Origin of the sequence: Trichlorobacter sp. (genome assembly GCF_030247655.1) — a bacterium.
Classification (GTDB): domain Bacteria; phylum Desulfobacterota; class Desulfuromonadia; order Geobacterales; family Pseudopelobacteraceae; genus Trichlorobacter.
Window position 1 is genome coordinate 1 of the sequence record NZ_JAOTRZ010000058.1, and the last position, 15631, is coordinate 15631.

The 15631-nt window shown below is 51.8% G+C and carries 11 protein-coding genes; 1 reads left to right on the forward strand and 10 read right to left on the reverse strand.

What is annotated here, in order from left to right; genetic code table 11:
* A partial coding sequence (locus OEL57_RS07210) for a CTP synthase (RefSeq protein ID WP_300739046.1) occupies nucleotides 1–684 on the forward strand: 684 nt, incomplete at its 5' end.
* An 82-nt stretch (nucleotides 685–766) separates the two neighbouring features.
* Here the strand turns inward: OEL57_RS07210 and OEL57_RS07215 are convergent.
* The 10 genes from OEL57_RS07215 to OEL57_RS07260 form a co-directional block, all read right to left on the reverse strand.
* Entirely contained in the window at nucleotides 767–3403 is a 2637-nt protein-coding gene (locus OEL57_RS07215; protein ID WP_300739048.1) for an ATP-binding protein, read from the reverse strand.
* Between the two features lie 119 nt (nucleotides 3404–3522).
* Nucleotides 3523–4785 (reverse strand): hypothetical protein, encoded by a 1263-nt coding sequence (locus OEL57_RS07220; protein ID WP_300739050.1) that lies wholly within the window; start codon nucleotides 4783–4785, stop codon nucleotides 3523–3525.
* A 367-nt stretch (nucleotides 4786–5152) separates the two neighbouring features.
* Nucleotides 5153–5800, reverse strand: a complete 648-nt coding sequence (locus tag OEL57_RS07225; RefSeq protein ID WP_300739053.1) for a Fic/DOC family protein — start codon at nucleotides 5798–5800, stop codon at nucleotides 5153–5155.
* 10 nt (nucleotides 5801–5810) lie between these two features.
* A complete protein-coding gene (locus OEL57_RS07230; protein WP_300739056.1) occupies nucleotides 5811–7466 on the reverse strand; it encodes a restriction endonuclease subunit S in 1656 nt (551 codons plus the stop codon).
* A gap of 113 nt (nucleotides 7467–7579) precedes the next feature.
* Nucleotides 7580–9052 (reverse strand): type I restriction-modification system subunit M, encoded by a 1473-nt coding sequence (locus tag OEL57_RS07235; protein ID WP_300739058.1) that lies wholly within the window; start codon nucleotides 9050–9052, stop codon nucleotides 7580–7582.
* Nucleotides 9049–11406, reverse strand: coding sequence for an EcoAI/FtnUII family type I restriction enzme subunit R (hsdR, locus tag OEL57_RS07240; RefSeq protein WP_349255198.1), 2358 nt, complete (start codon nucleotides 11404–11406; stop codon nucleotides 9049–9051). Before hsdR ends, OEL57_RS07235 begins: the two co-directional genes overlap by 4 nt.
* The gene (locus OEL57_RS07245; protein WP_300739063.1) at nucleotides 11378–11548 is read right to left on the reverse strand and encodes a hypothetical protein; all 171 of its coding nucleotides are present in this window, start codon (nucleotides 11546–11548) and stop codon (nucleotides 11378–11380) included. The genes hsdR and OEL57_RS07245 overlap by 29 nt, the downstream gene beginning before the upstream one ends.
* A gap of 96 nt (nucleotides 11549–11644) precedes the next feature.
* Nucleotides 11645–12517, reverse strand: a complete 873-nt coding sequence (dinD, locus tag OEL57_RS07250; protein ID WP_300739066.1) for a DNA damage-inducible protein D — start codon at nucleotides 12515–12517, stop codon at nucleotides 11645–11647.
* Between the two features lie 457 nt (nucleotides 12518–12974).
* The gene (locus tag OEL57_RS07255; protein ID WP_300739068.1) at nucleotides 12975–13769 is read right to left on the reverse strand and encodes a ParB/RepB/Spo0J family partition protein; all 795 of its coding nucleotides are present in this window, start codon (nucleotides 13767–13769) and stop codon (nucleotides 12975–12977) included.
* 893 nt (nucleotides 13770–14662) lie between these two features.
* Nucleotides 14663–15397 (reverse strand): DUF4197 domain-containing protein, encoded by a 735-nt coding sequence (locus tag OEL57_RS07260; protein ID WP_300739069.1) that lies wholly within the window; start codon nucleotides 15395–15397, stop codon nucleotides 14663–14665.
* Between the last annotated feature and the right edge of the window lie 234 nt (nucleotides 15398–15631).

Here is a 15631-nt window from a genome sequence, read left to right on the forward strand (position 1 = left end):
CTGGCAGAGGCGCTGACCCACGGCGGCATTGCCAACGACTGTCGTGTCTACCTCAAATATGTGGATGCAGAGAAAATTGAAGAGAGCGGCGTAGAAGGCTGGCTGGATGATGTGGATGGCGTACTGGTGCCGGGTGGCTTTGGCGAACGCGGGACTGAAGGCAAGGTTCTGGCCATTGAGTATGCCCGCAGCAAACAAATTCCGTTCTTTGGCATCTGTCTGGGGATGCAGATGGCGGCAATAGAATTTGCCCGTAACGTCTGTGGTCTGAAAAAGGCAAACTCAACAGAATTTAAGACTGATTGCAAAGAGCCGGTTATCCACCTGATGGAAGAGCAGAAGTCCGTCAATAAAAAGGGTGGTACCATGCGTCTGGGTGCCTGTCCCTGCACCGTTACCAAAGGGACCAAGGCGTTTGATGCCTACAATGATGCAGACATCTCGGAACGGCACCGGCACCGCTATGAATTCAACAACAGTTTCCGCGAGATGATGACCTCCAAAGGCCTGGTGCTTTCAGGCATCAACCAGCAAAAAGATCTGGTTGAGATCATTGAACTGCCGGATCATCCCTGGTTCCTGGCCTGCCAGTTCCACCCGGAATTCAAATCAAAACCGCTGGTACCCCATCCGCTTTTCAGAGCGTTTATCGGCGCCTCACTGGTGCATCGCAACAATCGTTAGAAACAAGAAAGGGATGCTCCCTTAAACAGAAAAGGACAGGCTCATACGGCCTGTCCTTTTCTATTCCTATCCCTTCAACTGATCAGATCGAAGTCACTCTCCGCAGCTCTTCCGCCAGAATCTGCATATCCACCGGTTTTGAGACATAGCCGTCAAACCCTTCAGCCAAAAACCGTTCACGGTCACCGTGTAATGCATGGGCGGTCATGGCAATAATCGGTGTATGCCCCCCCATCTTCTGTTCCTGCTCCCGCATGGTTGCTGCCGCAAGATACCCGTCCATAACCGGCATCTGAATATCCATCAAAACACAGTGAACAGCCGAAGCATGCCATTTTTCCAGGGCTTCACGTCCATTGGATGCAACATTAACTTCATGGCCCATCCGCCTGAGCATGGCGATGATGGTATCTGCATTCATCTTGTTATCTTCAGCAAGCAGAACCTTTAATGATCGCATGACACCCGGTAAAACCTGGCAAGCAGGTGTCAGACTCTCTTCGCCGGCATACGGCTGAATAACAAAAGGCAACTCAACAAAAAAAGTTGACCCCTTACCGGAAATTGACTCAGCCCAGATACGTCCTCCCATTAACTCGGCAAGACGTCTACAGATGGAAAGCCCAAGGCCACTACCACCGTAGATACGAGTGGTTGAACTGTCAGCCTGTTCAAAGGAGTTGAAGATTCTTTCCAGGGCTTCGGCAGTCATACCGATGCCGGTGTCACTCACCTGAAGCCTGAAGACACAGCCTTGATCCATCCTCGAAATAACCATACCAGTAACAGCTATGCTGCCCGTTTCCGTAAATTTAATAGCATTCCCCAGCAGATTGAGCAGAATCTGTTTAAAACGCAGGGAGTCACCCAACACAAGTTCTGGGACCTGTTCATCAAGGTCAACAACAAGCTGAAGACCTTTCTGCTCAATACGCGAAGCCTGGTTAGCCAGCACCTCATGAATACAACGTCGCAAGGAAAAGGCTGCAGACTCCAGCTCCAGCCTGCCTGACTCAATCTTTGAGAGATCCAGGATATCATTGATCAATTCAAGCAGATTTTTGCAGGAGAGTTCCAGGTTATCCAGATACTCTTCCTGTTCTTTGGTGGGCTGGGTGAAACGTAAAAGCTGGGTCATGCCAATAACGCCATTCATCGGCGTACGGATTTCATGGCTCATATTGGCCAGAAATTCACTCTTGGCCCGGTTGGCGGCTTCAGCAGAGTGTCGGGCCTCCAGCAGCTCTTCCTGATACTGTTTAAGCCCTGTAATATCCCTAAGAATCCCGACAGCATGCCAGGCCCCATCCTGAAAAACCGCAGACAACGAAAGCGAAACAGGCAGTTCATGACCATCCTTATGCATCGCAGACAGTTCAATGGTTTTACCAACAGCATGGCCGCGACCGGTCTGGACAAATTCTGCAAAGGCGGCCTTTTGTGCTCCCTGGTAGCGTAAGGGTGCCAAAAGTTCGTGCAAGTTCTTTCCTAATGCCTCCTCAGCCGGGTAGCCAAGAATTGTCTCAGCTGCCGGATTCCAGAAGGTTATCACCCCGCAGGAGTCCATCATTATAATGGCATCCTGGGCAGAATCCGTAATACTCCTCAAACGGGCTTCACTCTCGCGTATTACCTGTTCCCGTTCAGCAAGTTGCCGGGCCATGGTATCAAAACTTTCCGCCAGCCCCCCCAGCTCTCCCCCGGAAACAGCACTGGCTATTGAAACCTGCATATCGCCCCTTGCAAGGCGTTGAGAAGCATTTTGCAACAACATAATACGATCAACAATGGACCGCTTACCAACCAGATAGGCAAGAAAAACTGCCCCGAACAGGAATGCCCCGAAAAACGCAATACTCTTCAGTATGGTTTGATCGGCTGCCGCAAGAGTTGATTTGACAGGAACACCGACCCGCACATACATGTACGGGACTACTTCACCCTGCAGGCGTATTTTACGGTAACTGATAAACCGTTCGTCCCCGAATGAGCCTGTCCCCTTGTGAGAATGTTCATCCGAACCGGACACCATCTCGTTAAAGGAGGCTACCGGATATTTCTTGCCGATAATCTTTTCCGGCTCCAGGGCACGGTGTAAAATCACACCGGCATGGTCCAGCAACAGAAAATTGGTACCTTCGGGCAACGGACTGTTTTTTAAGACCGTTGAATAGGTGTCCAGCCTGAAAGCAACCACAATGACGCCAGCAATCTTGCCTGCCGTATCACGGTAGGGATAGGCAAAGTGAAAGACCGGCTTGTTGGTCATGCTCTTACTGACAACATATTCACCGGATGAAAGACGTCCGCTTGAGATGGCGTTTTTGAAATAACGCCGGTCATCAAGCATGGAAGGTGGAGGCGGCATGAAAACCGCAGCCCAGGTCTTGCCGGTCAGGTCGGTCACCAGGATATTGGAATACTGAGGGTTCAGCTCATTGAGTGTACGCAGCAGGTGTTGCACTCTACCCCGGTTCTGCTGCCTGATCTCCGGCATCTGCGCAAGCGTTACCAGCAGCTGTTCAGCAGCTGCAGCCGTATTCTTTTGTTCTGAAGAGATCCGTTCGGCAACCAGGCGGGTAAGCTGATAGGCGTCATCAACAGCGGTCTTACGCTGATGAACCCCCAGATAGATAATAATAACAATGGCAGGCAAGGCAATGATCAGGGTGATCAAAACCAGTTGTGCCCGTATTGATACTGTAGAAAACAGCTTCATCGCAACCTTTCATCACACCATATCTATTCACGTGAATTTGTATCTGTTTCACCACTCTAATACAAGCTAAAGTGTGTTTGTACAAGAGGCGTATGCTATCCCCGGAATTCCTTCCGGGGTCACTGCTGCCAATGATGCAGGGTGGTGCGAATGATTTCAAAATAGCCCGGCTCCCGCACGACTTCTTGATATCCCGGAACAGCTCCCACCCACTTGCCCAGTCGGACATTGCGTTCCTGTGTGAGATACAGGGTGGGCAATCCCATAAGCGCCGGTCCATCCATGCCGGCAGTGGTAACGCCAATCTGGCCCACCAGACCGTGGCGGCATCTCAACTCTTCAAACAGGTGCAGTTGAGCCCGACGCATGTCCGGCCCCTGGAAGAGCGGCTCTTTCCAGCACAGGGTCAGGTTGACTGCGCTTGGCGGAACAAGCTCCAGAGGGACATTATCACCGAAAAACAGGGGGATGAGTCCGGCACTCACTACCAGTTCAGAAAGCTGACGCAACTCATCAAAACAGGTATTTCGCTGGGCATGGTGGTCACCTGTTCGCACCCACAGCAGTACCTTCTGTTCCGGCTTTCCCCCCAGCTTGCCATCGATCCATGATAGTAAGGCAGCCGATGGCGCTTCGTCTCCCAGAAAGCCTGCGCGCAGGGTACGCTGTGCTCCTGGTGCGTCGGCTCGAAAAGCCTCGGCAATGATATGAGTCAGATGCTTGGGGCTGGCCGGACGAGACCGATAGGGGCGAAGGGAACCTTCTAACCCGGCATCGAAAAGGAATCTTCTGGCTTGCAATTCCTGGACAGCGCCAGGTCTGATCTGAATGGAAAGGCCGGCAAACAGTGCCGCAGCAGTCAGGTACCAGCCTTCGCCAAACGAGAAGCAGGGATCGGCATGGAACGTATAGGCGCGGTTCCGCTCCAGAATGATTTGCCTGGCGGCTTTTCCAGCAACTTCAGCTCTGCAGGCAATCTCTCTCGCTTTGTCCGTATCAAGTAGCCGGGAAAAACGTGCGGCCTCAAATGCCGCATCTTCTGCAGTGCACGCGATCTGCTCTACTCGCTGCCAGCCGTCTTCGCAATCTTCCAATGTGGGTGCCCGCTGAGAACCGCGAGAGAGCTGCCCGGCACCATAGCGCGCATCCTCTGCCCGGGCCCCGAAAGCCTGAACCAGCACCCATTGGAGCAACGCAACCTCTTGGCTCTCCCCCGCGTTGTCCAGTGCCCTTGTGGCCAACAGAACAACCTGCTCCAACCGGGATCGATAATCATCGCGTACTCCGGGCAAATGCAGCGTTCCCTGCAACGCGGTGGCCTCTGCCAAAAGAGTGACGGCCTTTCGTGTAAGCTCCCCGCTATCAGTTTCGTTATAGAGCATTCTTGTCACACCATCTTCTTCGACCATGTTTTCGGCGCAAGTGGTCTGTCTATTTTCAACTGACAATAAGGGAATGGCCACGGGTAGGCCTCTGGTTCACCTGGTTATGACTCTTCCCTATGCGTATTTCCTGGGATGATTGACGCACTAGACTGGGGGTCTAGTGGTCACTTTTCGCTCACGTTTCTACTCGAATTAAGGTATACTGCGCCTATGAAAAAGTCCCTGCTCGAAACCAATCCGTATCTAATAAATCCCAAAAAGCGGGAAGAAGCGATGGCTCGCAATATTGAGACATCGTCCGCCATCGAAGGGATCATGGTCAAGCGTAATGCCAAAACCGGCTGCTTTGTCCATGCCGACAAGGTCACTGTTCATTCCAAAGCCACACAGACCTCTCGATCACGTCACTAAACATCTTCTTCATCGGTTGATAATTCCGGTCTAAGCCGGCACGTACGGCAGCAAAATACTCCTCTCGCCGAAAACCGATCATATCGCTGAATTCCAGTTGCGGTAACCCTGCCTGCAAAGCCATTAACGTCGCCAAAAGCCGCCCTAAGCGCCCGTTCCCTTCACGAAACGGATGTATCAGCATCAACTCCACATGTACTTCTGCCAACGCATGGGCGATTGCATCGTTGCTGCTGAACCGGCAGGGAGTGCAAGGGCGTAATTGCTTCGCCTCAAATTCATCCAAAAGCGTCGGGATAACTCTCGCCATGGCAAAGTTAAATCCGTCTTTACTCAGATTCACACTACGGGGAACTCCCGCCCACGGATAAATATTTCCAAGCCAACTTTTATGCATCTGGCAAATGTCGGCAACGGTAAATGACTGATCCGGTGAAACCTCTTCAAACAGTTTTCCCTGAACTACCCACAACTCTGCTGTCTCGTGAAGTTCCATCTCGGCCGGATCTGTTATTCCGAGCAGGTTGCGCAGTACCGTACCGTTGGAGCCGGGTTCGTACTGGTCTTCAGGAAGTTGTGATGTGTCGTATCGATCTGCCATGTTCTGTTTGCTATGCCACAGCCTGCTCGACGATGGTGTCGGCAAGGTGGATTTGGGTGGTTTGGGCGGCGGCGAGGCGAGCTTTGAGGGCGTCGCACAGGGACATGAGTTCATCGACTTTGGCAACGATGTGGTGTTGTTCGGCGAGAGGAGGTATTGGTAACTTTTTTGCCCATAATTTCTCAGATACCAGCTTGCATGTCCCATGCGTTGAGAGATCTACCATAGCAACAAAGCTATCCTTAAACGCCTTGACCATGAGCAGCACAAAGTTCTGGTCGAAACCACTAAATACAATCGCTTTCATGTCCTGATTAACAGTCACCGGGGCTCTTGTAATTGCAACCGGGAACGAATGCGCCAAGATCATACCTCTTACAACAATCAAGAGACTTCCCGCTGGAATCAGCTTAACTGCTGATCCATTTAGCGCCTCTTCAGAAATTGTATCTTGAGATGAGGATATAAAGTCCACCTTCATATCTTTCGGGGATACCCACGGAATCTGACCGCACCAAAATTTTGGATTCGATTTGCTTGGAGTCCCACCGCCGAAAATCTCTCCAAGTTCACCTAGCCTTAGCCATGCCCATCCTGTTGGAAGCTTGAAGGGCGCATCCTCGTAATCTGCCGATAATTTCTTGGGTTTGAGTTTACTCTTGAGCTTCTTCAACAACACACTCGCCGGCTCATCATCAGGATCTTGCGGCACAAGCTTACCCATGACGGCGAGTTGGAGGATGGTCTGTTTGAGTTGGTCGATACTCTGTTCGGTGGTGAACAGGGTGTCAAAGTGGTCGCCGATGCGGTTCCAGGCTTCGGTCAGTTCTTGTGGTGATTCGACGCTGGTGAGTGTGCCGAGCACGACTTCTACCAGGGTTTGGTGGGCTTCGATATTGTTGGTTTGTTGCTGCTCCAGTTGGTCGCACAGGGCCATTAGTTCATCGACTTTGGCGACGATGCGGTATTGTTCGGCAAGGGGAGGGAGAGCCATGAGATTCTCGTTCAGCACCTTGAAATGCCGCGTGTACCCTCTGTCTTCTAGCTTGTAGCTCTTCAAGTACGTGTAGAAAAATCTCTCACACATCAGATAGGGGCGAAGAATTTTTGTACCATCAGCACCTGCTACAAAATCAAAATCTACGTACTTAATTTCAGTCGTGTGATCGCCAAAAATTATAACGGGGCCTGGGATAGTTATCAACAAACCTGCCTCATTTGTATAGCCGGCAATATACGACTGGCCTTGATCGACTACAGGATATGTCCCCACGTTGATAATTTCCGAGGATTTTAGTTTCTTACCGGACGGCGAGATTGAGTAGTAGACGTCAGTAAGCCTCACCCACCCCCAGCTTGTGGGAAGCTGATACGGCCTTTCTTCGTCGATAATTTCGGAATGACAAGGCTCTCTTCTGATCACACCTTCTTTAATCAATCGTGCTTTCTCTTGTGCGATTCTTTGCAACAGCGCGCTCGCCGGCTCATCATTCGGGTCCTGCGGCACCAGCTTGCCACGCACCGCCAACTCCAAAATCAACTCACGCAATTTCTTGATCCCGTAGGCTTCCAGCTTGCCATTACTACCGCGACCAGCCGTGGATTTGCTGAGCAGCGCCGAGGTCCAGAGTTCGAGGTTGTCGGTGATGGTTGTTATTGTGTTCATATATTTCCTGTAGGGGCGGGTTCCAAACCCGCCCATTATTTCGCGGTCTAAACCCGCCCTTGTTTCGTATTTTGTTAAACCGGGCAGGTTTGGAACCTGCCCCTACGTAAATATCATTCCCTTTCCAGCGCCGCCATCAGTTCCTGTTTCAGCCGCTGCCGGATGCGGGCCACATCGGTCATGATGGTATGGTAATTCGCCAGCAATTCATCCGGATCGTGGCTGATCTGCTCGCCCACATGGGGATTCTTGATGTCCAGGTTGTAGTTGCGGCTGACGATGTTGGCCAACGGCACCTGCCAGGCCTGCTCGGTCTGCACGCGGGACTTGAAGCCGTCGGCCTCGTTCCCCCACCAGTCGATCTCAGCCTGAAACTCCTCAAAACGCATCGGCTTGGTTTTGTTGTAGTTCTTGACGCCATCCGGATAGGGGTGTTCGTAATACCAGACATGCTTGGTCGGCTGCCCCTTGGTGAAGAACAGGATATTGGTCTTGATGCCGGTGTAGGGATTGAACACGCCGTTGGGGAGGCGGACGATGGTGTGCAGGTTGCACTCTTCCAAGAGCGCCTGCTTGAGACGGGTCTTCATCCCCTCGCCAAACAGGAAACCATCGGGCAGGACCACGGCGGCGCGGCCTTTTTCCTTGAGCAGTTTGATGATCAGCGCCATGAACAGGTCGGCCGTCTCCCTGGTGCGGTAGGTGGCTGGGAAGTTGTTCTCGATGCCGTCTTCTTCCATACCGCCGAAGGGCGGGTTGGTGACGATGACGTTGACCCGGTCGGCGTTGCCGTAATCCTTGTAGGGGCGGCTCAGGGTGTTGTCGTGGCGGATATTGGTTGGGGTGTCGATGCCATGCAGGATCATGTTGGTGACCGCCAGCATGTGCGGCATGGCCTTTTTCTCAACGCCACGGATGGACGCAATCAGCGTCTCTTCGTCTTCCTTGGTTTTGACGTACTGATCGCGTTTGTGATCGATGGTGCAGGTGAGAAAGCCGCCGGTGCCGCAGGCCGGATCGAGTACGGTTTCTTCCAGCTTGGGATCGACACGGTTGACGATGAAGCGGGTGACGGCGCGGGGGGTGTAGAACTCACCCGCATTACCGGCGCTTTGCAGGTCGCGCAGGATCTGTTCGTAGATGGTGCCGAAGGTATGGCGGTCGCCGCTGTTATTGAAGTCGATTTCACTGATTTTGTTGATCACCTGGCGAATCAGCGTACCGGACTTCATGTAGTTGTAGGCATCTTCGAACATGCTTCGAATAACCTTGGCTCGCTCGGCAGTCGGGCCATGGGTGACCAGCTTTTCCTTCAAGGTGGGAAAAAGCTGACTGTTAATAAAGTCCGACAGGGCATCGCCGGTAATCCCTTCCGGGTCTTTAGCCCAGGCGCGCCAGCGCAGGTGCGTCGGAAGCGGCGAGGTGTAGTCGTCTTCCAGAAGTTCCAGTTCAGCTTCGCGGTCGTCGAATATTTTGAGAAAGAACATCCAGACCAACTGGCTGATGCGCTGGGCGTCACCGTCAACGCCGACATCCTTGCGCATGATGTCCTGGATGGATTTGATGATGCCGGAAACATTACTCATGCAGTTTTTTCCTCTTTAAACAACTCTTGCTCCAGTTCCTGGATGGCGTTGTCAAATTTGTCTTTGCCGCCAAAGATGTTGTTGATGATTTCTACGGGGGTGCCCATGGCCTTAAAAGGGTCCAGACGCAGAACCTTGGCGCTTTCCAGGGTGCCGACCCCTTCGTCGGCATATTTGTCCAGCAGCGCGGTGAGCACGGCTCTGGCCTGCTCGCCGTATTTGGTGAAATAATCGCGCTTCTTAACCTTGTAGGCCCGCTCCTGCCGGGTGAGCGGCGGTTGACCGTAAGCAATATGGCAAATAAGGTCGAAGTCGCCATACTCCTTGCCAATTTCGGCGGCGAGGTTTTCTAAGACGATGCCGTACTCTTCCAGCTCCTCGATGATGGCCTGTTTTTTCTTGGCACCGTTCCACCGATACAGAAACTGATCCAGCGAAGCATATTCGGATTGAATTTGCTTCCGCGTAAAATCTTTATAGGACTCCGTAATCAAGGTGCCGTCCGGGCCGATGTATTCGATGCGTTCGGCAATTATTATAGCGGGCACATTGCTGACACGGATTTTAATCGCCCCTTCTCCACCGCCGTCATCATCATCATCATCGTCGTCTCCCTCTTCGGGTGGCGGATCGGGCGGAACAGGATCATCGTCATCGCCCGGTTCATAGATCACCACCGGTTCACCGTCGAAGTCGGGATCGCGGAACAGCGCAGTGGCCTTCTTGAAGTCCATGATGGTGAAAAACCACTTGTTGTTCTCTTCGTCGATGCGGGTGCCGCGACCGATGATCTGCTTAAAGATGGTCATGGAGCTGATGGTTTTATCCAGCACGATAAGTTTGCAGGTCTTGGCGTCAACGCCAGTGGTCAGCAACTCAGAGGTGGTAGCGATAACCGGGAACTTGCTTTCCGGGTCGATGAAGTTATCCAGCTCGGCTTTGCCTTCAACGCTGTCACCGGTGATACGCATGACGTATTTGGGGTTGTCCAGGGCGAGTTGCCCTGCGGCGTTGACAATGGCCACACGCATCCGCTCGGCGTGGTCGATGTCCTGGCAGAAAATGATAGTCTTGGAATAGGGATCGGTGGCACGTAGATACTGCATGACCCGGTTGGCGACCAGCTTGGTGCGCTGATTCAGTACCAGAATGCGGTCCATATCCTTCTGGTTGTATTCGCGCTGCTCGATCTCCTGGCCAAGATCATCTTTCATTCCTGGTGGTGGCGTCCAACCGTGAATGTCCTTGTCGATATCGATGCGCACAACTTTATACGGCGCCAAGAACCCATCTTCAATCCCCTGCTTGAGGCTGTAGGTATACACCGGTTCACCAAAGTAGGTGATGTTGGATACGTATTCGGTTTCTTTGGGGGTGGCGGTAAGGCCGACCTGTACGGCGCCGGAGAAATAGTCGAGGATTTCGCGCCAGGCAGAATCATCTGCCGCGCTGCCCCGGTGGCATTCGTCGATGACGATCATGTCGAAAAATTCGCGGGAGACGTTCCTGAATATCTTGTCCTCTTCATCAGGGCCGGTGATGGCTTGATACAGGCCAAGATAGATTTCGTAGGACGGGTCGATCTTCCGGTTCTTTATCTTTGTCATGACCGAGCCGAAGGGCTTGAAGTCGTTGACGAGGGTCTGATCGACGAGAATGTTTCTATCCGCCAAAAAGAGGATGCGCTTGACCTTCCCTGCCTTCCACAGTCGCCAGATGATCTGGAAGGTTGTGTAGGTTTTCCCAGTGCCGGTGGCCATGACGAGCAGTACCCGCCGTTGTCCGCTGGCAACCGCCTCCACCGTGCGATTGATCGCTTCGACCTGATAGTAGCGAGGTTCCTTACCACCAGAAGCAGCTTCGTAGTAGGGTTGAACGACCAGTTCTTCAGCCTGATCTTCGATCCCACGGAATGATTTATAACGCTTCCACAAATCCTGCGGCGGGGGAAACGCTTCGAGGGCAAACTCGGTCTCGATATCTTCCCCTGTGGCTGGGACTTTGTTGTGTGACGCAAAGGCATCACCATTGGAGCTGAAGGCGCTGGGGACTTCCAGTATTTCGGCATAACCCAACGCCTGTTGGATGCCGTGACTAACAGTGTGGTTGTTGTCCTTGGCTTCGACAACAGCGACGGGAACGCCCGGTTCCCAGTAGAGCACGTAGTCGGCAAACTTCTTCTTTTTCTTGTTACGTGAGGAAACATTGCCACGAACGATTATTGGACCAGGAGTTAGCGTTACTTCCTGCCGAATCTGCTTCATTGGGTCCCAGCCTGCAGTTGTTATCGCCGGGGTAATGAACAGACGACAGACGTCTGTTTCACTAAGCTCTTTTTTCTCTTTGCTGCTCATCATATTGATGTCCTGTAAAGAAAATTTGAATTCCTTCGATAACACTTAACTCTGTAGCAGGGGCAGCAATTAATATTTGCGTCCTGATATAAGCAAACTTAAGAGAGAAACCCGGGACTTCCCGGTTTTCTAACTCAACCACTTAATGCGACTCCATCTCCTGACATCTTTCCTTGCTACGAATCCGGCTGATGTTTCATGAGCACTTTGCTTTGTCAAGGTGATCGGTCAAATCTCATCACTCCCCATCCGTCCTGACCAACCCCTGTGCATCGTTGCCGTCAAGCTCAAGAAGCGGAGGCGTGCTCTTGATCCGCTTCTCGACAATGCTGATATGCTCGGCAGGCGGGATAGTTTCCGGCATGGCACCACCGATACGCTTGATCGCCTCGCGCACCTCCCTGCCCACAGCTTCATGCGTGCGGATCGCCTGCTGCTGGTCCTTTGCCGGTGTACGGGCAAGCTTGTCGCGGGTCTGCGTCATGCGGAACTGATTAGCGGCCAGTTCAGTGGTATCCATCCTGTCCATCAGGTTGTCTTTTTTGGGGATACCCTTACGCTGTTTTATCCCTTCATTGCCAAGTCCGCCATACAGTCCCTTGTATCCGGCATCGTGAAAAATGCCGAACATTCTGTCCTGTACGCCAGCTTCTCTGGCTGCTCCGGAAAGGGCCTTGAACTCCTCGCTGGCCTGCTTGCGTATTTCCAGCCGTTCAAGATCAGCCGCCAAAGCGTCGGAAATTTCCTGACGACGCGCCTGGATGGCGAAATACTTCTGCGCTGCTGCAATTTCCGGCTTGCGCGGGTCGCCGTTCTGGGCGATCAGGTAACAGGCAAAGCGCGCAAGATGGAAATCGGAAACCTCTCGAACCGCTCCTCTTCCAGTTGCGATCATTTTGCCGGCGCCGGCAAAATGATGGTCAGGATCGTTTCCTGATTGTTGGCAAGAGGTCATAGCCCGTTTTATTGCGTCCTCAAAACGCCGCCACTGGCCATACCCCAGCAGAGGCTGAAGCTCTCTGGCGCTCCAGTATTCTGCGCCATGCTCATTGGTCTTTTTCAGCTCTTCAAATGTAACGGAACCGCTGACCGGCAATGATCTGTCTGTCATTGAGACACCACCTGTTCATTGATTATCTACCTGGATTCCAGACCTCAAGATGCTCGGAAACCCGGGGCACTCCCCGCATTCTTTTCATTCTTATTGCGTGAGTTTAAGCACTTTTTCCATTCAACCCACTCCCCCCAACAACAATCGCCAGTAATTCAGCTAACACCCCACCTGATTATCTATAGAGATAGCTTCAACTGTTTTGAGCTTTAGCTCTTCAGAATCCGTCTCTTCATTCAACACTGCCGCAATAACCCCACCCAAAAATCCTTTGCTGTTATTCACCATTTTCAGGGCAAAAAAGCCGATTCATCCCCTGAATACCTGCCTGCGAAAGCATACATTTACGTTAAAAACCTTCAGACCAGAAAGTACCAACCTGCAATTCCGGCCGGCCGGAATTATGGTTTAACCACCTGATTTATAACAAAACAGACTCTAAAATGGCCTGTTTTTTTCAAGTCTGTGGCAACGCCTTGAGGTGCTTCATCTTCTGGTAGATCATACTGCGGAGCTTTGTCAGGTTCTGGTTAAGCGACTGTATCTGATCAGCGTTTAACGTTGTTTCATCCAGCAGATACAGGCGTTCGTAAAATTGATCAACAAATGCCAGGTCAATCGCTTCGTCTGCTGGTTTGGGTTTGGCAGTCTTTTTTCTGATCTCTCCACGTGTAAGGCCGCTTTCCTTGTACTTGGTATAAAGGGCCTGCATTTTATCATCTGTTTTTTGCCGGGCTATCAGGGCCAGAATGGTTCGTCCTGCCTTTGGATCATTACGGCAATCATCTTTTACCGTTGCAGGCAGTTTGTTAAGTGAGAGAATCTCAGAAAGGGTTGAATCGGATTTTCCCAGCGCGGCGGCAAGGTCAGCGAGGACGTAATTATGGAGTGACCGTAATCGTTCTATCGCCTCTGCTTCTTCTATTGCGGTCAGGTTTTCACGCAGCAGGTTTTCTACAATGGAGATCTCTGCCGGTTCACCATCGGTAAAGACAGCCGGAATGGTTTTGCAACCTGCCAGTATTGATGCCTGATAACGCCGTTCACCTGAGACCAGTAACAGGGAACCATCGGCATTCTGACGCATAAGCACCGGTTGCAGCACGCCATGCTTCTCAATGGATGTCTTTAATTCAGCAAGTGCCTGTTCATCAAAATATTTGCGCGGCTGGTCCGGGTCTGGCTGTATGGCTGTTATGTCAAGGTTGTACAGTTTTCCTTTGTCGTAGCCGACCGGTAGTGCAAGTTGCATGGTGTTTTAACCTTTCAGATTTAAAAGTGACTGAAATTGCGTTTATCCGGAAAAAAGCAGTTATTTTGTGGCTAATTGCCGTTTTGGGGGGTTATTTCTGATTACATTTGCAGTTGATACCGCCCACTACGCCGCTGCACAACTGCAGTGGGTCATTGAATCGCTTCAGCTGCGTGCGAATGTTTGTACCACAGGAAGCTTCAGCTGGCAAACCAGCTGACGGGAAGTTTTACCAGGCAGGTATAACAATTATCCTGAAAACAGCAGTTAAGATCCATGAAAGGCACGACGTTCAGGAAGGGTGAGCCGTTTTCTCTATCTCTGACAACTCAACATTGACGAGAAAAGACATTAAGAAACCTGATTGGCACGGAGATTCAGAATCAACCCTTTTCCCTCAGGGAGAAGGTGGCTGAAGGCTGGATGAGGGAGCAGCAGTTTGCTGAAATGGACCCTTACCCCTTCACCCTACCCCTCAAGGACGAGGGATTTTCTGAAGATTGGTGCTAATCAGGTTTAGACGCAACAGCAAGCTCCTGCAAAAGATACCGTGTCTATCTCACCACAGGCACAACAGTTAGCCAGTGTTGGTGATCCGGCAGCATTGGAAGCACAGGAATCATCAACAACGAAAGCAAGTGGGGCTGCAAAAGGTAAGGCGTAAGCGAATGCTGCATAACAGTATAGTATTGAGAGAGAGGGCTGAGTTTCAGCCCTCTTTTTTGTTTTAGACGGTATCCAAACGCGAAAGGGCCGCCCCTGCAGGGACGTGATGGACAAGATCAGAGGGAATGTCTGAGCGGAAATGGTAAATGCCCTGTCCTTGGGACAGGGGCTACTAAATGACTACCATTCCAGGTTAAGCATGATCTGGCTAAATTGTGTGCCTGCTGCTACTTGCCTCCAAACACCTTGCGCAGCAGGTCGGTGGTCCGGGCTGCCGGGTCTTTTCTGATCTTTTTTTCCTCTTCTGCCACCATCAGGAACAGGCCATCCAGGGCTTTATTGGTGACATACTCATCAAGGTCAAGGGAAGGCTTGCCTGAAAAGGCTGCCAGAGGTGTGGCTTCATACTTGCCAATCAGCTCCTTGTAGGCCCGGGCAGTGCCTGCCTGATTCATCGCCGTGGTAACACTTGGCTTGAACGCCTCAAACAGTTGTGCGCGGGTCTTTTTCTCAAAAAAAGTAGTGGCTGCCGTATCACCACCGTTCAGAATCTGTTTGGCATCCTCAACCGTCATCTGACGAATGGCATTACCAAAATAGCGGGCCGCCTGCGGTGCTGCCTTTTCTGCAGCCCGGTTCATGCTGAGTACAAACGTATCAACCTGTTGCTGGAAGCCGATCCTGGCTGCCACGTCTGCCACCTGCTGGATTTTGGCCGGCAGCAGGATTTTGATCAACTGGTTACGGAAGTAGCCATCGGGCTTTGAAACCGCTGTTACGGCCTTTTCAGTGCCGGTGGCCAGCGCCTCCTTGAGGCCTTTTACGATAACATTAGTATCAAGGCTGCTACGCTGTTGTGAAGGGGGCAGGATTTCTTGGGACAGGCTGTCCAGAAAACCTGCCTGGCAGGGGGACTGCAGTAAGAAAATTGCGATGGCAATACAACAGGATAACGGTTTCATCTGGGTAACCTCCAAGGTCAGGTTCGTGAGCTAGCAGGCTGTTGAAAAACTACTGCGGAGCCCGTCTACGGCGTTGCGCGGTGCTCGCTTCTTCGTCTAACTAATTGTTATGCCTCAGTCGCTGTGCTCCGCGCGCCTTGTAGGCGTGCTTCCTCATAACGTTTTTCAACAACCTGCGAGAGGTAGTTTATATCAAATTATGCTTATGCAACAGCTCGATCAGTGTCTTATGCT

Bases quoted from the DNA above. Each gene is read 5' to 3' on its own strand.
- OEL57_RS07215 (WP_300739048.1), bottom strand. From the start codon at position 3,403: ATGAAGCTGTTTTCTACAGTATCAATACGGGCACAACTGGTTTTGATC.
- OEL57_RS07220 (WP_300739050.1), bottom strand. From the start codon at position 4,785: ATGCTCTATAACGAAACTGATAGCGGGGAGCTTACACGAAAGGCCGTC.
- OEL57_RS07225 (WP_300739053.1), bottom strand. From the start codon at position 5,800: ATGGCAGATCGATACGACACATCACAACTTCCTGAAGACCAGTACGAA.
- OEL57_RS07230 (WP_300739056.1), bottom strand. From the start codon at position 7,466: ATGAACACAATAACAACCATCACCGACAACCTCGAACTCTGGACCTCG.
- OEL57_RS07235 (WP_300739058.1), bottom strand. From the start codon at position 9,052: ATGAGTAATGTTTCCGGCATCATCAAATCCATCCAGGACATCATGCGC.
- hsdR (WP_349255198.1), bottom strand. From the start codon at position 11,406: ATGAGCAGCAAAGAGAAAAAAGAGCTTAGTGAAACAGACGTCTGTCGT.
- dinD (WP_300739066.1), bottom strand. From the start codon at position 12,517: ATGACAGACAGATCATTGCCGGTCAGCGGTTCCGTTACATTTGAAGAG.
- OEL57_RS07255 (WP_300739068.1), bottom strand. From the start codon at position 13,769: ATGCAACTTGCACTACCGGTCGGCTACGACAAAGGAAAACTGTACAAC.
- OEL57_RS07260 (WP_300739069.1), bottom strand. From the start codon at position 15,397: ATGAAACCGTTATCCTGTTGTATTGCCATCGCAATTTTCTTACTGCAG.